17 protein-coding genes are annotated in these 22671 nt (G+C 40.5%); 16 read left to right on the top strand and 1 reads right to left on the bottom strand.

What is annotated here, in order from left to right:
• Nucleotides 1-62 precede the first annotated feature (62 nt).
• The 13 genes from M1G12_RS02430 (at nt 63) to M1G12_RS02370 (ending at nt 17077) form a co-directional block, all read left to right on the top strand.
• Nucleotides 63-1685: a putative polysaccharide biosynthesis protein gene (locus M1G12_RS02430; RefSeq protein ID WP_247949362.1), complete on the top strand. Its 1623-nt coding sequence runs from the start codon at nt 63-65 to the stop codon at nt 1683-1685.
• A gap of 203 nt (nt 1686-1888) precedes the next feature.
• The gene (locus tag M1G12_RS02425; protein ID WP_247949361.1) at nt 1889-3847 is read left to right on the top strand and encodes a peptide ABC transporter substrate-binding protein; all 1959 of its coding nucleotides are present in this window, start codon (nt 1889-1891) and stop codon (nt 3845-3847) included.
• A 314-nt stretch (nt 3848-4161) separates the two neighbouring features.
• A complete protein-coding gene (locus M1G12_RS02420; RefSeq protein WP_247949360.1) occupies nt 4162-4617 on the top strand; it encodes a hypothetical protein in 456 nt (151 codons plus the stop codon).
• Nucleotides 4618-4888: 271 nt separating this feature from the next.
• Nucleotides 4889-5983 carry a cystathionine gamma-synthase gene (locus M1G12_RS02415; RefSeq protein WP_247949359.1) on the top strand — a complete coding sequence of 365 codons (1095 nt, stop codon included), beginning with the start codon at nt 4889-4891 and terminating at the stop codon, nt 5981-5983.
• A 7-nt stretch (nt 5984-5990) separates the two neighbouring features.
• Nucleotides 5991-7157, top strand: a complete 1167-nt coding sequence (locus M1G12_RS02410; RefSeq protein WP_084953308.1) for a MalY/PatB family protein — start codon at nt 5991-5993, stop codon at nt 7155-7157.
• A 92-nt stretch (nt 7158-7249) separates the two neighbouring features.
• The gene (locus M1G12_RS02405; protein ID WP_247949358.1) at nt 7250-10348 is read left to right on the top strand and encodes a pilus expression-regulating Snf2 family helicase; all 3099 of its coding nucleotides are present in this window, start codon (nt 7250-7252) and stop codon (nt 10346-10348) included.
• Nucleotides 10349-10395: 47 nt separating this feature from the next.
• Nucleotides 10396-11013: a divisome accessory protein ZapJ gene (locus tag M1G12_RS02400; protein WP_247949357.1), complete on the top strand. Its 618-nt coding sequence runs from the start codon at nt 10396-10398 to the stop codon at nt 11011-11013.
• A 10-nt stretch (nt 11014-11023) separates the two neighbouring features.
• Nucleotides 11024-12358: a UDP-N-acetylmuramate--L-alanine ligase gene (gene murC, locus M1G12_RS02395; RefSeq protein ID WP_033681567.1), complete on the top strand. Its 1335-nt coding sequence runs from the start codon at nt 11024-11026 to the stop codon at nt 12356-12358.
• 9 nt (nt 12359-12367) lie between these two features.
• Nucleotides 12368-12829: a GNAT family N-acetyltransferase gene (locus tag M1G12_RS02390; protein WP_247949356.1), complete on the top strand. Its 462-nt coding sequence runs from the start codon at nt 12368-12370 to the stop codon at nt 12827-12829.
• On the top strand, nt 12826-13320 hold the full coding sequence (locus M1G12_RS02385) for a GNAT family N-acetyltransferase (protein ID WP_247949355.1): 495 nt from the start codon (nt 12826-12828) through the stop codon (nt 13318-13320). The genes M1G12_RS02390 and M1G12_RS02385 overlap by 4 nt, the downstream gene beginning before the upstream one ends.
• Before the next feature lie 79 nt (nt 13321-13399).
• Nucleotides 13400-15094, top strand: coding sequence for an endolytic transglycosylase MltG (mltG, locus tag M1G12_RS02380; RefSeq protein ID WP_247949354.1), 1695 nt, complete (start codon nt 13400-13402; stop codon nt 15092-15094).
• Between the two features lie 60 nt (nt 15095-15154).
• On the top strand, nt 15155-15637 hold the full coding sequence (greA, locus tag M1G12_RS02375; protein WP_000818748.1) for a transcription elongation factor GreA: 483 nt from the start codon (nt 15155-15157) through the stop codon (nt 15635-15637).
• 75 nt (nt 15638-15712) lie between these two features.
• Nucleotides 15713-17077 carry an amino acid permease gene (locus M1G12_RS02370; protein ID WP_247949353.1) on the top strand — a complete coding sequence of 455 codons (1365 nt, stop codon included), beginning with the start codon at nt 15713-15715 and terminating at the stop codon, nt 17075-17077.
• A 126-nt stretch (nt 17078-17203) separates the two neighbouring features.
• On the opposite strand, the gene M1G12_RS02365 is transcribed toward M1G12_RS02370, so the two are convergent.
• Nucleotides 17204-18136: a helix-turn-helix domain-containing protein gene (locus M1G12_RS02365; RefSeq protein ID WP_024057423.1), complete on the bottom strand. Its 933-nt coding sequence runs from the start codon at nt 18134-18136 to the stop codon at nt 17204-17206.
• 192 nt (nt 18137-18328) lie between these two features.
• Here M1G12_RS02365 and M1G12_RS02360 point away from each other — a divergent pair, with 192 nt between their 5' ends.
• The 3 genes from M1G12_RS02360 to M1G12_RS02350 are packed head-to-tail and all read left to right on the top strand — an operon-like array spanning nt 18329 to nt 22665.
• Nucleotides 18329-21202: an SEC10/PgrA surface exclusion domain-containing protein gene (locus M1G12_RS02360; RefSeq protein WP_247949352.1), complete on the top strand. Its 2874-nt coding sequence runs from the start codon at nt 18329-18331 to the stop codon at nt 21200-21202.
• 3 nt (nt 21203-21205) lie between these two features.
• Nucleotides 21206-21562: a hypothetical protein gene (locus tag M1G12_RS02355; protein WP_247949351.1), complete on the top strand. Its 357-nt coding sequence runs from the start codon at nt 21206-21208 to the stop codon at nt 21560-21562.
• An 11-nt stretch (nt 21563-21573) separates the two neighbouring features.
• Nucleotides 21574-22665 carry a DUF6287 domain-containing protein gene (locus M1G12_RS02350; protein WP_247949350.1) on the top strand — a complete coding sequence of 364 codons (1092 nt, stop codon included), beginning with the start codon at nt 21574-21576 and terminating at the stop codon, nt 22663-22665.
• Nucleotides 22666-22671: the final 6 nt, after the last annotated feature.

Below are 22671 nucleotides of genomic sequence, written 5' to 3'. Positions count from 1 at the left end.
GGAAAAGTTTATAATGGAAGATGAGGAATTTTTCCTAGTTATTAAAATTAAATGAGGAATCTATGTCTAACGAAAACAATCACCAGCAGGCCCAGATGTTACGGGGGACTGCTTGGCTAACGGCTAGTAACTTTATCAGTCGTCTACTCGGTGCCATTTATATCATCCCTTGGTATATCTGGATGGGGTCTTATGCGGCTACAGCAAATGGCCTCTTTACCATGGGATACAATATCTATGCATGGTTCTTGCTGATTTCAACAGCGGGTATTCCAGTTGCGGTGGCCAAGCAAGTGGCCAAGTACAATACCATGCGAGAAGAAGAGCATAGCTTCGCCCTGATTCGGAGCTTTTTAGGCTTTATGACAGGACTAGGTCTTGTTTTTGCACTAGTCTTGTATGTCTTTGCTCCTTGGCTAGCAGACTTATCTGGCGTGGGCAAAGACTTGATCCCCATCATGCAGAGCTTGGCTTGGGCGGTCTTGATTTTCCCATCTATGAGTGTGATTCGAGGCTTCTTCCAAGGGATGAATAACCTGAAACCTTATGCCATGAGCCAAATCGCTGAGCAGGTCATTCGTGTTATCTGGATGCTCTTAGCTACCTTTATGATTATGAAAATGGGTTCAGGGGATTATCTAGCAGCGGTTACCCAATCCACCTTTGCTGCCTTTGTCGGCATGGTAGCTAGTTTTGCAGTTTTGATCTATTTCCTTGCCAAAGAAGGATTACTTAAAAGAGTCCTTGAAACAGGAGATAAGATAAACAGCAAGCGTCTTTTGGTCGACACCATTAAGGAAGCCATTCCCTTTATCCTGACAGGATCAGCCATTCAACTCTTCCAGATTTTAGACCAGATGACCTTTATCAATAGTATGAAGTGGTTTACCAACTATAGCAATGAAGACTTGGTTGTCATGTTTTCTTATTTCTCTGCCAATCCGAATAAAATTACTATGATTTTAATCTCTGTGGGAGTTTCAATTGGGAGTGTCGGCTTACCACTTTTGACTGAAAACTATGTTAAGGGGGACTTGAAGGCGGCTTCTCGTCTAGTTCAGGACAGCATTACCATGCTTTTCTTATTCCTGCTACCAGCAACGGTTGGAGTGGTCATGGTAGGAGAACCTCTCTATACTGTCTTCTATGGCCAGCCAGATAGTTTGGCCATGGGCTTGTTTGTCTTCGCAGTTTTACAGTCTACTATTCTAGGCTTGTACATGGTCTTGTCTCCAATGCTTCAAGCCATGTTCCGCAACCGCAAGGCAGTTCTCTATTTTATCTATGGTTCCATTGCCAAGCTGGTCTTGCAACTGCCAACCATCGCTCTCTTCCACAGTTACGGGCCTTTGATTTCTACAACAATTGGTCTTATTATTCCTAATGTTTTGATGTATCGGGACATTTGCAAGGTAACTGGTGTTAAGCGCAAGGTGATTTTGAAGCGTACCATTTTAATCAGTTTGTTAACTTTTGTTATGTTCATCGGTGTAGGTGCCATCCAGTGGATACTTGGATTTGTTTTCCAACCAAGTGGACGTTTGTGGAGTTTCCTATACGTAGCTCTTGTCGGTGCCATGGGTGGAGGTGTTTACGGATTCTTGAGTCTCCGTACCCGTTTGTTGGATAAGGTGATAGGAAAAGCCCAAGCAGATCGCTTACGAATCAAATTAAAATTAACTTAAAAAATATTTATAAATAAAAGGAATAATTTGAACATTTCTATCATGAAATGCTTGAATTATTCTCTTTTTATTATTTTGTAGAATAATTTCTATAGTTTGTAGATAGAAATTTTATTTTTCTTAAATTTTACTTAAAAAGCTATTGACTAAATAAAACTCAAGTTGTATAATAAGACAAATATTTAAATCAGGAGGTTCTGGAAATGAAAAAGTCTAAGGCCAAGTATGCAGCACTTGCAGGTGTCGTGTTAAGCGCAGGTATTTTATTAAGCGCGTGTGGAAATTCAACGAATGCGTCGAAAACATATAATTATGTCTATGTTAGTGATCCATCTAGTTTGAACTATCTAGCAGAAAACCGTGCAACAACCAATGATATTGTGACTAATCTAGTAGATGGTCTCATGGAAAATGATCAGTACGGTAACTATATCCCATCCTTGGCAGAGGATTGGACTGTTTCTAAAGACGGTTTGACTTATACCTACAAACTTCGTAAAGATGCAAAATGGTATACTGCAGATGGAGATGAATATGCTCCTGTAACTGCCCAAGATTTTGTAACTGGTTTGAAATATGCGGCTGATAAAAAATCAGAAGCCTTGTACTTGGTGCAAGAATCCGTTGCTGGTTTAGATGACTACATCACTGGTAAAACAAGCGACTTTTCAACTGTCGGAGTTAAGGCTCTTGATGATCAAACTGTTCAATATACCTTGACACGACCAGAATCTTACTGGAACTCAAAAACAACCTCAACCATTCTCTTCCCAGTCAATGCGGATTTCTTGAAATCAAAAGGGGATGATTTTGGGAAGGTAGACCCATCTAGTATTTTGTACAATGGACCTTTCTTGATGAAATCCTTTGTTTCAAAATCTGTCATTGAATTCAAGAAAAATCCGAACTACTGGGATGCTAAAAATGTCTTTGTAGATGATGTGAAATTGGCTTATTATGATGGTAGTGACCAAGATGCACTAGCTCGTAACTTTGTTGAGGGTGCTTATAGTTATGCTCGCCTTTATCCAAATAGTGCAAGCTTTGAAGGTATTAAAGAAAAGAATAAGGACAATATCATCTATAGCTTGCAAGATGCCACTTCTTATTTCTTAAACTTTAACCTAGATAGAAAATCTTATAAATTCACTTCCAAGACAAGTGATGCTGAAAAGAAATCGACTCAGGAAGCGGTTCTTAATAAAAACTTCCGTCAAGCCATTAACTTTGCCTATGACCGAACAGCTTACGGGGCTCAATCTCAAGGAGAGGATGGTGCAACCAAGATTTTGCGTAACCTAGTCGTTCCACCAAACTTCGTAAGTATCAATGGCAAAGACTTTGGTGAAGTAGTTGCGTCTAAAATGGTTAACTACGGTAAGGAATGGCAAGGAATCAACTTTGCGGATGCCCAAGATCCATACTACAATGCTGAAAAAGCTAAGGCTAAATTTGCAGAGGCTAAGAAAGAACTCCAAGCTAAAGGAATTCAATTCCCTATCCACTTGGACATGACAGTTGACCAAGCTGCTAAACAGGGTGTTCAAGAGGCAAATTCTATGAAGCAATCTATTGAAGCAGCTTTAGGTGCAGAAAATGTTGTAATTGATATTCAACAACTTACTACTGAAGACTATGATAATACAAGCTATTTGGCTCAGACAGCAGCTCAGAAGGATTATGATCTATACAATGGTGGTTGGGGTGCAGATTATCAAGACCCTTCAACCTATCTTGATGTCTTCAACCTTAATTCTGGTGGTTTGTTGCAAAATCTAGGTTTAGAGCCAGGTGAAGCCAATGATAAGGCCAAGGCTGTTGGACTGGATGTCTACACTCAAATGTTGGAAGAAGCCAATAAGGAACAAGATCTTGCAAAACGCTATGAAAAGTATGCTGATATCCAAGCGTGGTTGGTAGATAGCGCTTTAGCGATTCCAAATGTTTCTAAGGGTGGAACACCAACATTGAGAAAAGTCGTTCCTTTCTCAACACCATATTCATTAGCTGGTAATAAAGGTATCGAATCATATAAATATCTCAAAGTACAAGATAAAACAGTCACAAAAGATGAATATGAAAAAGCCAAAGAAAAATGGCTGAAAGAAAAAGAAGAATCCAATAAAAAAGCCCAAGAAGAATTGGCAAAACATGTCAAATAAGAATTTTTCAAGAAAAACGATGGTTTCGAAAGAAGCTGTCGTTTTTTAATAGAATGATAGCGAAGTTGGAAGAAAAGTGCTTACATTTTTTAAATTGTTTATCAGATTTATGATATAATAAATATAATAAAAGTTGTGAGAGCTATTTTTTAAATCCTCTTCCAGTGTTAACTGAAGTATGCATATGCTAGGATGATTTTATAGGAGGGATGCCGTCTACTGTAAAAGTAAGATAAAATGCAACAAATGATAAGTTCTTCTTTAAGTGAAGAATTCTTAACTGCCTATTTACTAATCGTTATGGAGGTAAGATTATGGGCGCTATTATGGAGTTTGCAACAGAAAAACAGATTGCATCATTTCTTTCAACTTGTCGCATTGAAGGGCAAAAGAATTTTCTGATGGCTTTTAAGAAAAAGACATTGCTGAAATCTTTTATTGATTTTTTCATTATAGGTGGTTCCTACTATGTTCAGTCGAGTGTGAAGCCTAAGATTCTGGCATTCACACCTAAGGGAATCTACTTGATGGATATCAGTGATGTGACTGAGAATCGTTCTAATCAAGTCGTAGAGATGCCTTGGAATCAAGTTCAAGATTTTACTTATAAGATAGTCTTGAATACAGTTAGGCTGAACTGGAACTATAAAAATGAAGCCTATATTTTTTCCGTGGATGTCGGTCAGGTTAGTCAGCATGTGGGCCAGTATCAATTTAACAAAGACCATTATGACTATTTAGCCCAACACGATTTCTTTCAGTCGAAATAAAACTCTAGTAATCATCGTTACAAAAGAATCTGGAAGCTTTTCTGGATTCTTTTTAGCTTTACTAGCTAATACTCAATGAAAATCAAAGAGCAAACTAGGAAGCTAGCCGCAAGCTGTACTTGAGTACGGTAAGGCGACGCTGACATGGTTTGAATTTGATTTTCGAAGAGTATAAGTCTATAGTTTAAAACTATAACCAGCTCTTGAAAAGAAGAAAATGAGTTGATGAAAATAAGTGGTACAATAGTTACTATAGATTTGGAGGTATTGTATGAGCAAGGAATTACACATTAACACAATTTTGGCCCAGGCGGGCATTAAAACAGATGAAGCGACAGGAGCTTTGGTGACACCGCTTCATTTTTCAACCACTTATCAGCATCCAGAGTTTGGCCAGTCTACTGGATTTGACTATACCCGTACTAAAAACCCAACTCGCAGTAAGGCGGAAGAGGTCTTGGCGGCAATCGAATCAGCAGACTATGCCCTAGCGACGAGCTCAGGAATGGCTGCGATTGTACTGGCTTTTAGTGTTTTTCCAGTAGGAAGTAAAGTCTTGGCTGTACGCGATCTGTATGGGGGTTCTTTCCGTTGGTTCAACCAAGTCGAGCAGGAAGGTCGGTTCCATTTTACCTATGCTAATACAGAAGAAGAGTTGATTGCCGAGTTAGAAAAGGACGTGGATGTTCTCTATATCGAAACACCAACCAATCCCTTGATGTTGGAATTTGATATCGAAAAACTAGCAAAATTGGCTCATGCTAAGGGTGCTAAAGTGGTGGTGGACAATACCTTCTATAGCCCTATTTACCAACGTCCAATTGAAGATGGAGCAGATATCGTTCTTCATTCAGCAACCAAGTATCTAGCAGGGCACAATGATGTCTTGGCTGGAGTGGTTGTGACCAATAGTTTAGAACTATACGAGAAGCTTTTTTATAATCTCAATACGACAGGGGCAGTCTTGTCTCCATTTGATAGTTATCAATTGATTCGTGGTCTCAAGACCTTGTCTCTTCGTATGGAGCGCTCAACAGCTAACGCCCAAGAAGTGGTTGCCTTTTTGAAGGATTCTCCAGCAGTTAAGGAAGTTCTCTACACTGGTCGTGGAGGCATGATTTCCTTTAAAGTAGCAGATGAAAAACGCATTCCTCACATTTTAAACAGCCTCAAGGTCTTCTCTTTTGCGGAAAGTTTAGGTGGGGTAGAAAGTCTCATTACTTATCCAACGACGCAAACTCACGCTGATATTCCAGCAGAAGTGCGCCATTCTTATGGTTTGACAGATGACCTCTTGCGTTTATCAATTGGGATTGAGGATGCTAGAGATTTGATTGCAGATTTGCGCCAAGCCTTGGAAGGATAAGACAAAGATGGGAAAATATGATTTTACAAGCCTGCCAAACCGTTTAGGGCATCATACCTATAAATGGAAAGAAGCAGAAACGGATAGTGAAGTCCTACCAGCTTGGATAGCGGATATGGACTTTGTAGTCTTGCCTGAAATCCGCCAAGCCGTGCAAACTTATGCGGATCAACTGGTTTATGGCTATACCTATGCCAGTGAAGAGTTAATTAAGGAAGTTCAAAAGTGGGAAGCCACACAACACGGTTACCACTTTGACAAAGAGGCTCTTGTCTTTATCGAGGGTGTGGTACCAGCCATCTCAACAGCTATTCAAGCCTTTACAAAAGAAGGCGAAGCGGTTTTGATTAACACACCTGTCTATCCACCCTTTGCACGCAGTGTCAAGTTGAACAACCGTAGATTGATTACCAATTCTTTGGTGGAAAAGGATGGTCTGTTTGAGATTGACTTTGACCGACTGGAGAAGGATTTGGTGGAAGAGGAGGTCAAACTCTATATTCTTTGCAACCCTCACAATCCTGGTGGACGTGTTTGGGAAAAGGAAGTGTTGGACAAGATTGGCCAACTCTGTCAAAAACACGGTGTTTTCTTGGTTTCAGATGAGATTCACCAAGATTTGGCCCTCTTTGGTCACAAGCATCATTCCTTCAATACTGTCAACCCTGACTTTAAAGAATTTGCTATCGTCTTGACCAGTGCCACTAAAACCTTTAATATTGCTGGGACAAAAAATTCCTATGCAGTCATTGAAAATCCTAAGTTGAGACTGGCTTACCAGAAACGCCAGTTGACCAATAATCAGCATGAAATTTCAGGCTTGGGCTATTTGGCGACAGAAGCTGCTTATCGCTATGGGAAGGATTGGTTAGAGGAACTCAAGCAAGTCTTTGAAGACCACATCAATTATGTGGTGGAACTATTTGGAAAAGAGACTAAAATCAAGGTCATGAAACCGCAAGGAACCTACTTGATTTGGCTTGATTTTTCAGCCTATGACCTGACTGATGAAACATTGCAAGAGCTGTTGAGAAATGAAGCTAAGGTTATCCTCAACCGTGGTTTGGATTTTGGGGAGGAAGGAAGTCTCCATGCCCGTCTCAATGTAGCCATGCCTAAATCCCTGCTACAAGAAGTTTGTCAGCGAATTGTGACGACTTTTGCCAAACGTTAAAAATCCAGCCTTCTAGGAGAAAAGTATCTCTAGAAGGCTATTTTCATAGGGGAAAATATGGTATAATAAAAAGATAAGGTAAAGGTAAAAATATGGCTAAATTGATTCCGGGGAAAGTCCGTATCGAAGGCGTTGCCCTTTATGAAACTGGTAAGGTTGACATCATCAAGGAAAAGAATAATCGGCTCTACGCTCGCGTTGCAGAAGAAGAACTGCGCTATAGTTTAGAGGATGATTTGGTTTTTTGTGCCTGTGATTTTTTCCAAAAGAGGGGCTACTGTGTGCATTTGGCAGCTCTGGAGCATTTTCTGAAAAATGATGAGCGTGGTCAGGAAATCTTGCAAAGTCTGGAAGAAGGTCATGAGGAAAAAGAGGCCGTTGAAACCAAGGTGACCTTGGGTGGAAAATTTTTGGATCGAATCTTGTCTCCAAACCCAGACCGAGCCTATGATTTATCGGCTGTAGGACAAGTGGAAGCAGGAACCAATCGTATCTTGTGGACTCTGAGAATCGGGCAAATCAGTAGTCAAAAATACTATGTCATTCGGGATATTCCACTCTTTTTAAAAGTCGTCGAGAAGAGAAAACCTTATATGATTGGTAAGACCTATGAGAAGTCTCTGTCTTGGGAATCCTTTGATGAGGCCAGCCAAGAGCTTCTGACTTTCTTGCACGGACTAACGGAGGAAGGACTTAGTTTAGAGCTTTTTTTCCAAAACCAAGGTCGGCACCTCTTTTTTCCTCTGACCTTTTTTGAGCAGGGTGTGAATTTACTGATGGCCTTGCCCCATTTTCAATTTGACCATCAAGTGGATAGCTACCAAACCCTCCTTTTTCAGGATTTGCATGCGGATGCCAATCTATTTGCCTTTACAGTAACAGAATACTCGGATTATTTTGAAATGGAAATCAGTGAGAGTCCAAGGGTCAATGTCTTTTATCAGGGAGCTGTGCTTTTCCATAAAGGTCAGGTTTATTTTCTAACAGACCAGCAGATGCGTCTTCTCAAGGAAATCAAAGTGTTGCCTTTGGATCAGCATGGAAAGAAATACCTGCAATTTGATAGTAGTGACCGAGATAAGTTGGCTTCTTGTTTAACTCTCTTTAGCCAGATGGGGAACGTCTCAGCTCCAGAACGTCTACAAATCAAAACTTTTTCTCCCTCTTTTTACTTTGACAGGGAAGAGGATAATCGGATTCGTCTGGAAATCCGGTTTGATTATGGGGATAGACAGGTATCTAGCCGACAAGAGCTAGAAGAATTACCCTTTTCGAGTGATGCTGACTTAGAAGAAAGAATTTTCCAAGTCTGTTTGGCAGCTGGATTTGAAGCGGACTTTCAATCTTGGCGTCAGGCCTTAAAAGCAGAGTCTGTCTATCATTTCTTCCATGATATCATCCCAGTCTTTGAAAAACTCGGGCATGTTAACCTATCAGACAAGTTAGAAGAACTATATAGTCTAGCGAGTCCTCAAGTGCAGATTGCTTCCAAGGGAGGTCTCTTGGAAATCCAGTTTGATTTTCAAGATATTGCCCAAGAGGAAATTGACCAAGCCATGCAGGCCTTGGTTGATAATCAAGATTTTTATATTGATTCGTCCAATCAAGTCTACTTTTTCGATGAAGAAACCAAGAAGATTCGCCAAAATTTACAGGAACTGGGGCAATTTGAACTAAAAGATGGCTCCTTACAGGCTCGAAAATCCTTGGCCTACAGTTTAGCTCATCTTTTTGAGGGGCGTGACCGTGTTTCTTTTTCACAAGAATTCCAGAATCTGGCCCAGGATTTGACGCATCCAGAGGACTTTCCTTTGCAAGCAACTCAGGTTCAGGCTGATTTACGAGATTATCAGGAAAAGGGAATTCGTTGGTTGCAAATGCTCCATTATTATGGTTTTGGTGGGATTTTGGCTGATGATATGGGACTTGGTAAAACCCTACAGACTATTGCTTTTTTGACCAGTCAAGTGACAAAAGAAAGTCGGGTTTTGATTTTAGCTCCGTCAGGTTTGATTTACAACTGGGCGGATGAATTTCAGAAATTTGCTCCACAGTTGGATGTGGCTGTTGTTCATGGTTTGAAAGCTAGTCGTGAAGAGATTCTTGCTGAGAGTCATCAAATCTATGTGACGAGTTATGCTACCTTCCGTCAGGACAGTGATCTTTATCAGGGGATAGCCTTTGACTTCCTTTTCTTAGATGAAGCTCAGGTCATGAAAAATGCCCAGACCAAGATTGCCCAGACCTTGAGACAGTTTGTAGTACCGTCGGTCTTTGCCTTGTCAGGAACTCCTATTGAAAATCATCTGGGTGAGTTGTGGTCTATTTTCCAAATTGTTATGCCAGGACTCTTGCCAAGCAAGAAAGAATTTATGAAATTGCCAGCTGAGCGAGTAGCTCAGTTTATCAAGCCTTTCGTTATGCGACGCAAGAAAGAAGAAGTTCTGACTGAATTGCCAGATTTGATAGAAGTCGTTTATAAGAATGAACTGGAAGACCAGCAAAAGGCTATCTATCTGGCCCAGTTACAACAGATGCGGGAACGACTGGCTCAAGTGTCAGACCAGGAATTCCAACGAAGTCGAGTGGAAATCTTGTCTGGTCTGATGCGCTTGCGTCAAATCTGTGACACCCCTGCCCTCTTTATGGAGGATTATCAGGGTGCCAGTGGTAAACTGGATAGTCTCCGAGATCTGCTGGTACAGGTGGCAGACGGTGGACACCGTGTCTTGATTTTCTCGCAGTTCAAGGGAATGTTGGAGAAAATTGAACAAGAACTGCCAGACTTGGGCATGACTTCCTTTAAAATTACGGGTTCAACCCCAGCCAAGGAAAGACAAGATATGACCAAGGCCTTTAACCAAGGGGAAAGAGATGCCTTTCTGATTTCCCTTAAGGCTGGTGGTGTCGGTCTGAACCTGACAGGTGCTGATACAGTTATCTTGGTTGACCTTTGGTGGAATCCTGCGGTGGAAGCGCAAGCTATTGGCCGTGCCCATCGGATGGGTCAGGAAGAAACGGTTGAGGTCTATCGTTTGGTGACCAAGGGAACCATTGAAGAGAAAATCCAGAAACTTCAAGAACAGAAGAAACATCTGGTGTCACAAGTATTGGACGGCACAGAGTCACGTGGCAGTCTGACCCTAGCACAAATTAGAGAAATTTTGGGAATTTCTGAAGCCAGCACTTGAAAAATCAAGACAATACGCTATAATGAAGTGTTGAAAGGAAATAGAAAATGAGAGAAGAACGATTTCCATTGGTGTTAGATGATGAGATCATGTTGACTGAGATGCCGGTTATGGACCTCTATGATGAATCTGACTTTATCAGTAATATCAAGGGAGAATACCGTGATAAGAATTATCTGGAGTGGGCTCCTATTACTGAAGAAAAACCAGTCAAACCGATTGAAAAGCCAGTAGAGAAACCTAAGAAGGCTGGTTTAGGAGTTAAAAAAGAAGGAAAGAGCTATGCGGAAGTGGCGCGTGAAGAAGCGCGTGCGGACTTGAAAAAGAAACGCTCAGCAAGCTATCTGACTAAGGATATTACTCCTACAAGACGCCATTCTCAGCCAAGTCTGGTTAGACAGGGCAATCAACCTACCGCGCCTTTCCAAAAGGAAAATCCTGGTGAATTTGTCAAATATAGTCAAAAATTGACCCAATCTCATTACATCTTGGCGGAAGAAGTGAACAATATGTCGACTCAAGCTGAGCCAAAAGAAACTTCAGGCCCAAAGAAAAACAATTATGATTTTCTGAAGAAGAGCCAAATCTACAATAAAAAGAATCAACAAAAAGAACAAGAACGTCAGGTTGCCCAAGAGTTGAATCTGACAAGAATTACGGAATAGGGGAGAAAACATGTCAAAGACATATCATTTTATCGGAATTAAGGGATCAGGTATGAGTGCCTTGGCCTTGATGTTGCACCAAATGGGGCATAAGGTACAGGGTTCAGATGTTGAAAAGTACTACTTTACTCAACGTGGTCTTGAGCAGGCAGGAATTACCATTCTTCCTTTTGATGAAAAGAATCTAGACGGTGATATGGAAATTATCGCTGGAAATGCCTTTCGTCCAGATAACAACGTCGAAATTGCCTATGCGAACCAAAATGGCATTAGCTACAAACGTTACCATGAGTTCCTAGGTAGCTTTATGCGCGACTTTGTTAGCATGGGAGTTGCTGGAGCGCACGGAAAAACTTCAACGACAGGTATGTTGTCTCATGTCTTGTCTCATATCACAGATACTAGCTTCTTGATTGGAGACGGGACAGGTCGTGGATCAGCTAATGCCAAATATTTTGTCTTTGAATCTGACGAATATGAGCGCCACTTCATGCCTTACCACCCAGAATATTCTATCATCACTAACATTGACTTTGACCATCCAGACTATTTCACAAGTCTAGAGGATGTTTTCAATGCCTTTAACGACTATGCTAAACAAATTACCAAAGGTTTGTTTATCTACGGAGAAGATGCTGAATTGCGTAAGATTACGTCTGATGCACCAATTTATTATTATGGTTTTGAAGCAGAAGGTAATGACTTTGTCGCTAGTGATCTTCTTCGTTCAACAACTGGTTCAACCTTCACAGTTCATTTCCGTGGACAAGACTTGGGGCAATTCCATATTCCAACCTTTGGTCGTCACAATATCATGAATGCGACAGCCGTTATTGGTCTTCTTTATACAGCTGGATTTGATTTGAACTTAGTTCGTGAACACTTGAAAACATTTGCCGGTGTTAAGCGTCGTTTCACTGAGAAAATTGTCAATGATACGGTGATTATCGATGACTTTGCCCACCATCCAACAGAAATCATTGCTACTTTGGATGCGGCTCGTCAAAAATATCCAAGTAAAGAGATCGTAGCAATCTTCCAACCGCATACCTTTACTAGAACTATTGCCCTGTTGGACGACTTTGCCCACGCTTTGAACCAGGCGGATGCAGTTTACCTAGCGCAAATTTATGGATCTGCTCGTGAAGTAGACCATGGTGATGTTAAGGTAGAAGACCTAGCTAATAAAATCAACAAGAAACACCAAGTGATCACTGTTGAAAATGTTTCTCCACTCCTAGACCATGACAATGCTGTTTACGTCTTTATGGGAGCAGGAGATATCCAAACCTATGAATACTCATTTGAGCGACTCTTGTCTAACTTGACAAGCAATGTTCAATAGGATTTTCCCATGGAAATTCCAATTAAGATCATTCAGGCAAGTAAGTCTGATTTGGCTGTGATAGAGGAACTTAAGGCTTCATCTTTTCCAGCTGAAAAGCAGCAACCTTCCCATATTTTAGAAGAAAGTATCCGTAAGTATGCGGATACCTTTCTTCTAGCTAGGGATGAAAATCAGCTTCTAGGCTATGTTCTCGGTGGTCCTCAGCCACATAATCCGCAATGTCTAGAAATGCATTCTTTAGTCATTGAGTCTGGCCATCAGAGACAGGGCTTGGGCACGCTTCTTCTTGCGGCTTTGAAAGATGTGGCAGTTAAGCTGGATTACAAAGCTATTCGTTTGAAGAGTCCTGATGAGTTGCTATCCTATTTTGAAATGAACGGTTTTATTGATGAAGAAACTTCGCTTTATGCAACTAGCCAGGGTTTTAGTATGATTTGGTTTAATCCCTTTTATCTGGAGGCACAATGAAAATCAGACAAGCAAGATTAGAAGATTTGGATCGTATCGTTGAGATTGAACTAGAAAATTTCTCGATTGAAGAAGCCATTCCTCGCTCTGTTTTTGAGGCGCATTTGCGAGAAATTCAGACCTCGTTTCTGGTTGCAGAAAAAGAAGGCAGAATCATGGGGTATATAGAAGGGCCAGTTGGACCACACCGCTATCTGCAAGATCAGTCTTTTACAGAAGCGATAGAAGATTATAGTCATGAGCCTGGTGGTTATATCTCTGTGACCTGTCTTTCTATTGCCGAGGAGGCACAGGGCCTTGGACTTGGTCAGAAATTACTAACAGCCTTGAAAGAGTTGGCTCTTGAACACAAAAGAGAAGGCATTAACCTAACCTGTCATGACTATCTCATCACCTACTACGAAAAGCATGGATTTGTCAATGAAGGCCAGTCTCAGTCAACCTTTGCAGGGGAAACTTGGTATGATATGGTCTGGGAAGCTAAAAAATAAGCTAGAAAAGCATGCTAAGTTGCTTTTCTTTCGTTTTTAAGATATAATATTATGGATTGTCAACGAGGAGGATAAACTTTTGAGTGAAAAGCCAAGAGAAGACGAAAAATTAAGCTTTAAAGAGCAGATTTTGCGTGATTTAGAAAAAGTAAAACGTTATGAAGGGATTCGCCAAGAGGCCGCTGAGCTTGATGAAAAAAAATCAGCTTTGTCTGTCCCTGACACAAAAATTGCTGATGAAGAGGTGATGAATGCATCCCTATCAGCTGTTGAAAAAATTATGGAGAATGCACCACGTGTTCCACAGCATCCTAGTGAAGATGTGCCTGCATCACCGGCGGAGGAACTAAGAGAGGAAGCTCCAATCGTTCCTAGTCATCCTAGTCAAGATGTTCCAGCTTCACCAGCTGAAGCAAGTCCCTCAGGACCGGTTCCAGGACCAGATGTCAATCGTCCACAAAAGGTCGAAAGAGATTTGAACACAACTCCAACAAGAGTAGCTGTTTCTTATAAAACTGAAGAACCAAAAGAGACACAAGCAGAAGCGCCAAGACCTGAACCGGTCGTCGAAGCGGAAGCTGTTGACGTGATTTCTGAAACTCCACGTCGTAGTCGTCGTGAGACAGTTAAACCTGTTAAGAAGAAAAAATCACATTTGAAAGCTTTCTTCATTTCTCTATTGATTTTCCTTGCCTTGATTTCAGCAGGTGGTTACTTTGGTTACCAGTATGTTCAATCATCTTTATTACCAGTTGATGCAAATTCTAAGGAATATGTAACGGTTCAAATCCCAGAAGGATCCAATGTCCAAGAGATTGGATCAGCACTTGAACATTCTGGTGTGATTAAACACGGAGTGATTTTTGCTTTTTATGCTAAATATAAGAATTATTCAGATTTGAAGGCTGGATATTACAATTTGCAAAAGAGCATGAGTACAGAGGATATCATTAAGGAACTCCAAAAAGGTGGTACTCCTGAACCTCAAGAACCTTCACTTGCAGATTTGACCATTCCAGAAGGATATACCATTGATCAAATAGCTCAAGCTGTAGGCCAATTGCAAGGTGAATTTAAAGAACCTTTGACAGCAGAAGCTTTCTTGGCTAAAGTGCAAGATGACAACTTTATCAGTCAAGAAGTTGCTAAATATCCAAATCTACTCGAAAGCTTGCCAACGAAAGAAAGTGGAGTTCGTTACCGTTTGGAAGGTTATCTTTTCCCAGCGACCTACTCTATCAAGGAAAGCACAACTATTGAAAGTTTGATTGATGAGATGCTGGCAGCTATGGATAAGACCTTGACTCCGCACTATAGTGCAATCAAGTCTAAAAACTTGACAGTCAATGAATTGCTAACAATTGCTTCACTTGTTGAAAAAGAAGGTGCTAAGACTGAAGACCGTAAGTTGATTGCAGGTGTCTTCTACAATCGTTTGAACCTTGGTATGCCACTTCAAAGCAATATTGCAATCTTGTATGCCCAAGGGAAACTTGGCCAAAATATCAGCCTAGCAGATGATGCTGGAATTGACACATCGATTAATTCACCATACAATGTTTATACAAAACCTGGTTTGATGCCTGGTCCAGTAGATAGTCCAAGTCAGGACGCGATTGAAGCAAGTATCAACCAAACAAAGAGTGAGAACCTCTACTTTGTAGCCAATGTTACAGATGGTAAAGTCTATTACGCAGTGACACAGGAAGAGCATGATCGTAATGTAGCTGAGCACGTCAATAGCAAGCTTACTCAAAATAGTAGTTCAAACTAAGACTACAAAAATGAGAATCTCAGATAGAGATTCAATACTATCGAAAGAAAGTTGAGAAAAATGGCAGAAAAAACATATCCTATGACCCTTGCGGAAAAGGAAAAACTTGAAAAAGAATTAGAAGAATTGAAATTGGTTCGCCGACCAGAAGTGGTAGAACGCATTAAGATTGCCCGTTCATACGGTGATCTTTCTGAAAACAGTGAATACGAAGCGGCTAAGGATGAACAAGCCTTTGTTGAAGGACAAATCTCTAGCTTGGAAACAAAAATCCGTTATGCTGAAATCGTCAATAGCGACTCAGTTGCCGATGATGAAGTAGCGATTGGTAAAACAGTCACTATCCAAGAAATTGGTGAGGACGAAGAAGAAGTTTATATTATCGTAGGTTCAGCGGGTGCAGATGCCTTTGCAGGAAAGGTTTCAAATGAAAGCCCAATTGGACAAGCCTTGATTGGTAAGAAAACAGGTGATACAGCAACCATTGAAACACCTGTTGGTAGCTATGATGTAAAAATCTTGAAAGTTGAAAAAACAGCCTAAAAATAGAAAAAAGGAGTGGGGAGGCAGTGCGCTTCACTCACTCCTTTTTCCATTTTAAATTGAATTGGAGACGATATGAGTTCAAAGAAGAAAAAAAATAAGATGGAGCGTGGTCTGACCAATCGTCATGTGCAGGTTATGGCCATTGCAGGAACAATCGGAACAGGACTCTTTTTGGGAGCAGGTCGCTCTATCAGCCTAACAGGTCCTTCTATTGTACTGATTTATATGATTACTGGGGCTTTCATGTTCCTCATGATGCGTGCGGTTGGGGAAATGCTCTACCAAGACCCTGAGCAACATACCTTTATCAACTTTATCACGCGCCATTTAGGCAAGGGCTGGGGTTATTTCTCGGTTTGGTCTTACTGGCTATCCGTTGTCTTTATCGGTATGGCGGAAATCACAGCCATCTCTCACTATGTTCAGTTTTGGTTCCCTAGCTGGCCAAGTTGGATGATTGAGATTGGATTTTTGACCATTCTAGCCTTGGTTAATCTGATTGCGGTGAAGCTCTTTGGGGAAGTTGAGTTTTGGTTTGCGATGGTCAAGATTGTGGCTATTTTAGCCATGATTGCCACAGGAGTCTTTATGGTCTTGACAGGCTTTAAGACACCTCATGGCGTAGCAAGTTTGGCCAATATTACTGATAATTTCTCTCTCTTCCCAAATGGTGGAGTGAACTTTGTCATGGCCTTCCAGATGGTGTTCTTTGCCTACCTCATGATTGAGTTTATCGGGGTCACAACTTCTGAAACCAAAAATCCACGTCAGGTCTTGCCAAAAGCCGTTAAGGAAATTCCTTTGCGTATCGTCTTTTTCTATGGTGGAGCTCTCTTAGCCATTATGTCCATTATTCCTTGGCGTGAACTTGCATCCGCTGATTCTCCCTTTGTTACAGTGTTTGAATTGGCAGGTATCAAGTGGGCGGCAGCCTTGATTAACTTCGTTGTTTTGACCTCAGCAGCGTCTGCTCTTAACTCAACCCTTTATTCAACAGGGCGTCATTTGTACCAGATTGCCCATGATTCGCCAAATCGCTTCCTAAAAGCAATTAAAGCAGATACTCTTTCTCGACACAATGTGCCACAAAATGCCATCATCGCTTCAGCAATCTTGATTGCCCTAGCAGCCTTTATTAATGTCTTGCCAGGCGTTTCGGATGCCTTTGCCTTGATTACGGCATCGTCATCAGGTGTTTATATCGCCATTTATATCTTGATTATGGTGGCTCACCTTAAATACCGCAAGTCACCAGACTTTATGGCGGATGGCTATCTCATGCCCCACTATCGTTTCTTAAATCCTTTAACCATGCTCTTCTTTGCCTTTGTCTTTGTAACCCTCTTTTTACAAGAGTCTACCTTTGTAGGAGCGATCGGTTCAGCTATCTGGATTATCGGTTTCGGGATTTACAGCCAGTGGAAATTTAGAAAATAGATTTGAAACTCATCAACTCAGGTTGGTGAGTTTTTGTTTTAAAATCAAGTCAAAAAACACCAGAGTCTAAAGTGACTTTGGTGCTTTGAAGTTATAAAACATCTTGCTCTAGACTGATGTTGTTAGTTATTCCTCATCTTCTGGAGGGAATGGAATGCCAGTTTTATTCAGTCTTTGAACGTCTTGGACGAATATGTTCTTTGCTTCAAATATCTTTGCTAGTGGGAAGAGGTTGTTTTGGGCATCCATGTAATGAAGAAGAATATTAGCTCGTTCAATGCCCTTAGGGTTATTTTGTCGAAGTAGATTGTGAACTTCATATATGTTTAAATTAAATAGGTTATATACTGAATATGCATTATGGAATTCTTTAGACATTATGATCTTCAACTTATAGATGAGATTTTCTGCTTTATCGTAGTATCCATAGCGAGAATATGCTCTAACTAAAAGCGTTCCAGTTGTAGTATATCTGCGATAAAACTGATCAGTTATATACTTGAAATCTTCCAATCCTTTCATAATTAGCTTTTCGATGTATTCAAGGAATTTTAACTCAAAAAATTGAATCTTAAACATTAAAAGAATTTCAATAATAGTAAAATCACGAAGATAAAGAGTATCAATATTAAATATATAGTTGATCAAGTAATTAACAGCTTCTTCTTCATCAGGAGTAAATTTATCTATTGTATGTCCTTTTGCTTGATTTAAAATGCCTAATTTTAGTATGTAATACTCTATGATATTTCCCCAGTCACTTTTCTTTCCTAGTATTTGCCTAGCTTTCATTCTATCATTTTGATATAATGCATTTAGAATTTGTTTTGATCTTTGAGTTCCATCATCTTGAATATGTAACACTTCTGCATAGTCTTCTCCATCTAAGTTAAATCTGTTCAAAAGATCAAAAAAAGTATCGACTTTGATAGTGGCTAACCCTTTTTCAAAGCGACTGAGGTTATTGGGAGTAATAGCATCTCCAGCAGCCTCTTTAAGAGTCATATTACGATCTTGACGGATTTTTTGAATGATTTCTCCATAGTGTTTCGGTTCCATGATTATCTCCTTAGTCTTGATTTATTTTATTATAACTTAATTTTCTATAATTTTGAAAAAATCTACTGTTTTTAGTAGATTTTTTTGGAAAAGTCGGGGGGAAGTATAATATTCTACTGTTTTGGGTAGAAATATCCAAAAAGGGGATTATTTACTGTATAATCAAGTCAATTAAAAGTAAAGGAGATAAGGATGAAAAAGTCCCTGGTTATAACAACTGCTACAGTTGCTGGTTTGGGAGTCGCTGCAACTACTCAAACAGCCTTTGCCACAGAAGCCCCAACTGAAAACACAGTAACGGCTACGGTCAACGACAAGGTCACAGACAAAGACCTGTCTGACGCTGAAAAACGTGCTGTGGATTCAGCTAAAGACGCGGACCAAAAAGCAAAAGACGCTGAACAAGCCAAAGATACGCTTAATAAAGCGCAAAAAGACAAAGACGCTAAGAAAACTGCAAAAGAAGTTCTTGAAAAAGCCCTTGAAAAGGCCAAAGATGCTACACCTGAGAAAATCCAAAAGGAAACAGAAGATGTAGACGCTAAAGAAAAGGCTAAAACAGACAAAGAAGCCGAAGCCAAAGATAAGGCTGACCAAGTGACTAAAAAGTCTGACGAAGCCAAACTCGCTAAAGATGAGCTTGACAAGGCTCGTACAGGTGTCGAAAAAGCTGACAAAGAGGTAAAAGACGCAACAGACGACTATGACCCAGCAGCGAAAGACAAGGCTCAAAAAGAAAAAGATGACGCGGATAAAGATGTTCTTGTAAAAGACAAAGCTAAACGTGATGCGGAAACAGAGCTAGAAAAAGCAAAAGAAGACGACAAAACGCGTGAAGCTAAGAAAGTTCAAGAACGCCAAAACAAAGCCGACAAAGAAGCAGATAAAACAGCAAAAGAAGGCGCTGTCAAAGACGCGGAAAAAGCCGTTAAAGATGCTGAAGAAAAACTGAAAACAGCACAATATCCGACAGATGTAACCGTAACTCCAGAATGGCTTGCTAAAGCTAAAGAGCTTATCAAACGTCGTATGGATAAATACCCAGAACCATATCCAAATATGGACGGTATGGATGCAGACCAAATCGACAAAGCGGATGAAGAATGGAACGCTCGCTATACAGTTTGGTTGGAACAATATCGTAAAGATATTCGCCGACTAGAAGAAGAGTTGACTGAACTAGACCGTGAAACAAATGAAAAATGGATGGAAAAAATCGGTAGCATTAGCGAAAATGGAATCAAAGACGGAGAAAATGATGTCAAATATGACCCAAATAACCTTCCTCAAGATATCGTTAATGACTTAAACAACCATTTTGTTACTCTTTTAAACAATCTTCGTAAACAATTAGACTTACCAGAAGCAAAACTAAACACAAATAATAAAGATTTTGCCAAAGAAGTTGCTAAAGTCTATAAAGACAATGACTACCAAGACCTTAGCCATTTTGGACGTGGGATTAACGACGTTGCACGAAAAAGAGGCTTGATTGCATCTGATAATCCAGGTGTTGATACTCATAGTCAATATTATGAAGACCTCATGAATATTCCAATGGGTTCAGATAAAATGACTAGACAAGAACTCATTGCTCGTATGACAGAAACATTCTTATCATTCTTTGCAGAAGGATACTTGACTGGTGGATATGGTCACTTTTATAGTCTTCTACATGCCGATACTTTAGGCTTGAACACATCAATCATCAAAGGTGGACAGCTTTTAACTGACCTTGGTGACCCTGATTTCACATATGTATTCCGTATTCATGTTTTAAAAGTGAAAGGTGAAAAATACATCGATAACGATGATACCGATATCCAAAAATCTAAATACGACGAACTCTACGGACCAAACTCTAAAGTCAATCTTCCAACCCCGACTCTACAAAGCAAACAAGAAGTAGAAGCGGAATTGGAAAAAGCTAAAGGAGATAAGAAGACGGCTGAAGATAACTTGGAACAAGTGAAAACAGAGCTTCAAGAAATTGAGAAACGCATTGCCGAACTTGAAAAAGAAGTGTCTGAAACACCTGCTAAAGAAGCAAAACGTGCGGAAGCTGTAAAAGAGCTTGAAAAAGCCCAAGAAAAAGCAGAAGACGCTCAACGTAAGCTAGAACGTGTGACACTGGACGATAATGCCAAATCATTGCGTCTAGAAAAAGCTCGCAAGGCAAAAGACGAAGCCGACAAAGAATTGGCTAAGAAATTGGCGGAAAGTCAGCAAAAAGACAAAGACTTGGAAGATGCCAAGATTGAGCGTTTGAAAGCAGACAAAGAATTGAAAGACGCGGAAGACGCACTGCAAAAAGCAAAAGACAAGTTGGCAGAAACACTTCATTTGAGTCAAGAAAAAGCTAAACTGGAAGCAGAATTGAAAGCTAAGTCAAAAGAGTTGGATGAACTCTGCAAGCACGTAGATGATTTGAAACGTGACGTGAAGCAAAAAGAAGACGAGGCAGAAAAAGCTCGTAAAATCAAGGATGAAGCGGAACGTGAGTATCAAAAATTGCTCCTACATAAGACAATCGACGACGCTATCATTCCAGAGAAACCAGAATTCAAAGGTGGCGTAAACGGCCCAGGCGCTATTCAACCAGAACTACCAGAATTTCCAATTGATAAGTTGCCAAAAGTTGAACAACCAAGTGTTGAACAACCTAAACTAGAACAGCCAAAAGTTGAACAACCAAAAGTTGAACAGCCAAGAGTAGAACAGCCTAAGACAGAAGAACCTAAGGGAGAGCAGCCCAAAGTTGAACGACCAAAGACAGAAGAACCAAAGGCTGAACAACCGAAAGGCGAAGAACCAGTTCAAGAGCCTAAAGGTGACAGACCAAGTGACCAACCGAATGCCGACAAACCAGGTCAAGCTGGTGACCAGAATATGAAACCTGTTGGGCCAACACCAAGCTACCAAGCGCCTGCAGTTCTATCTCCAGCCCAAGAAGAAGCTGGACAAAAAGCATTGCCAAATACTGGCAGTCAAGTCAGCCTCCTTGCTTTATTAGGATATGGCTTCTTGGCAGGATTAGGAATTATTTTAAAGAAAAAAGAGGGATAAAAATTGAAAAAGAAATTTGCATTTGTATTATCGTTAGTAACGAGCTTATTGCTTCTCGCAGCCTGCTCATCAGCAGATGGGACTTATGTCTATCAAGGTAGCATGCCATTTATGGAAGAAGCAACTGTGATCATCCAAATCAAGGGTGATAAGGGACAAGTTCATACCAAAGGAAAAACGATTGGTATCCTGACAGAAGGCAAGCCAACGGAGCAGACAGACGAGATGAAGGTCAATCAGAAAGAAAAGACTCTTGAATTGTCTTCACTGAAACTAGGTTATGAGATTAAAGGTGGAGAGTTGACTATTACTTCAGATCCTTCTGGTATACTAGCTGGTAAATCTTTTAAAAAGAAATAAAAGGAGGTATTATGTCCAAGAAAAGTATCTTAAGTGGCTTGTTAGTGGCTAGCTCAGTGCTTTTATTAGCAGCCTGTGGGCAGCAAGCTAGCCAGACAAGCGAAGGTCAGTCGGCTGACACTACAGTCCAAACCAGTGCTTCAGACGCCAAAAAAGCTGAACAAGCCAAGATTGATTACCAAATCGTCTATCAGAATATCTTAGACTCCTATAGAGAGCGAGTTAAGACAGCACAAAAACAACAAATGCCACAGAATTCGACAGGTGACAAAGAAGAGTCTTATATCGATTCTATTTTGTTTGATTACCAAGGGAAAGACATCAGCTATACTTTCTACGATATCAATAAGGATGGAAAGAAAGAATTGCTGATAAAGCAAGATAAGGTCTTGCTTGGAATCTATTATCTGACAGATCAGGGAGCCCAGCTAGTCAAGGCTGGTGGGGTTGCTGGTAAAGGTGGTTCACGTCAAATCTTGATTCCTTATGAAAATGGCGCTATCTCTTACTTGATTTTTAGTGCTTCTAGACCAGAGGCCATTGCTAAAACCTATCTCTTTGCAGATGGTCGTTACCAGGAAGCCAGCTCAGTCAACTATGATTTAAGAGAAACAGATGATCCTTCAAGTTTACAAGGGCTAGATGGGGTTAAAAAGCTTGATTTGGAAGGCTTGAACTGGTTGATTTTTGATGATGCTTCAGCTAGTCGTCCCTTTATTGACCTAGAGGAGCAGGCCAAGGGACCTGGTGCTCATCTGGCTGAGATTCATCAGAAAAACTTTAGCAGTATCAAAGGTACTTGGAAGAATAACAAGGGTGGCGAAGTCACTTTTGACGAGAATGGCTTTACAAATGGTGCAGTCTTGACTCCGGCGGAACCGCAGATTGTAAATAATATGGCTAAATTTGGCATGGGGTCAAGTTCAGGACCTGGAGGTGCATCTGTTACTCTCATTCCGCAAGGAGTTGTGCATCCAGACTTTAATGCAGGCGATGCAACTTATACAGATGCATCTGACAGTAGCAAGGATCGGTTGTTGATTGCCCAATATGCAGGTGCATTATCCGATCCAAACGAATTTTATTATAAGGTTAGTGAATAAAAAAGG

Origin of the sequence: Streptococcus mitis, assembly GCF_023110375.1 — a bacterium.
GTDB classification, from domain to species: domain Bacteria; phylum Bacillota; class Bacilli; order Lactobacillales; family Streptococcaceae; genus Streptococcus; species Streptococcus mitis_CI.
The sequence above is the reverse complement of the archived record's forward strand: the minus strand, read 5'-3'. Positions and strand labels throughout refer to the sequence as shown.

What these genes read in the sequence shown, in the direction of transcription:
- M1G12_RS02430 (WP_247949362.1), top strand. Translation starts at nt 63, where the DNA reads ATGTCTAACGAAAACAATCACCAGCAGGCCCAGATGTTACGGGGGACT.
- M1G12_RS02425 (WP_247949361.1), top strand. Translation starts at nt 1,889, where the DNA reads ATGAAAAAGTCTAAGGCCAAGTATGCAGCACTTGCAGGTGTCGTGTTA.
- M1G12_RS02420 (WP_247949360.1), top strand. Translation starts at nt 4,162, where the DNA reads ATGGGCGCTATTATGGAGTTTGCAACAGAAAAACAGATTGCATCATTT.
- M1G12_RS02415 (WP_247949359.1), top strand. Translation starts at nt 4,889, where the DNA reads ATGAGCAAGGAATTACACATTAACACAATTTTGGCCCAGGCGGGCATT.
- M1G12_RS02410 (WP_084953308.1), top strand. Translation starts at nt 5,991, where the DNA reads ATGGGAAAATATGATTTTACAAGCCTGCCAAACCGTTTAGGGCATCAT.
- M1G12_RS02405 (WP_247949358.1), top strand. Translation starts at nt 7,250, where the DNA reads ATGGCTAAATTGATTCCGGGGAAAGTCCGTATCGAAGGCGTTGCCCTT.
- M1G12_RS02400 (WP_247949357.1), top strand. Translation starts at nt 10,396, where the DNA reads ATGAGAGAAGAACGATTTCCATTGGTGTTAGATGATGAGATCATGTTG.
- murC (WP_033681567.1), top strand. Translation starts at nt 11,024, where the DNA reads ATGTCAAAGACATATCATTTTATCGGAATTAAGGGATCAGGTATGAGT.
- M1G12_RS02390 (WP_247949356.1), top strand. Translation starts at nt 12,368, where the DNA reads ATGGAAATTCCAATTAAGATCATTCAGGCAAGTAAGTCTGATTTGGCT.
- M1G12_RS02385 (WP_247949355.1), top strand. Translation starts at nt 12,826, where the DNA reads ATGAAAATCAGACAAGCAAGATTAGAAGATTTGGATCGTATCGTTGAG.
- greA (WP_000818748.1), top strand. Translation starts at nt 15,155, where the DNA reads ATGGCAGAAAAAACATATCCTATGACCCTTGCGGAAAAGGAAAAACTT.
- M1G12_RS02370 (WP_247949353.1), top strand. Translation starts at nt 15,713, where the DNA reads ATGAGTTCAAAGAAGAAAAAAAATAAGATGGAGCGTGGTCTGACCAAT.
- M1G12_RS02365 (WP_024057423.1), bottom strand. Translation starts at nt 18,136, where the DNA reads ATGGAACCGAAACACTATGGAGAAATCATTCAAAAAATCCGTCAAGAT.
- M1G12_RS02360 (WP_247949352.1), top strand. Translation starts at nt 18,329, where the DNA reads ATGAAAAAGTCCCTGGTTATAACAACTGCTACAGTTGCTGGTTTGGGA.
- M1G12_RS02350 (WP_247949350.1), top strand. Translation starts at nt 21,574, where the DNA reads ATGTCCAAGAAAAGTATCTTAAGTGGCTTGTTAGTGGCTAGCTCAGTG.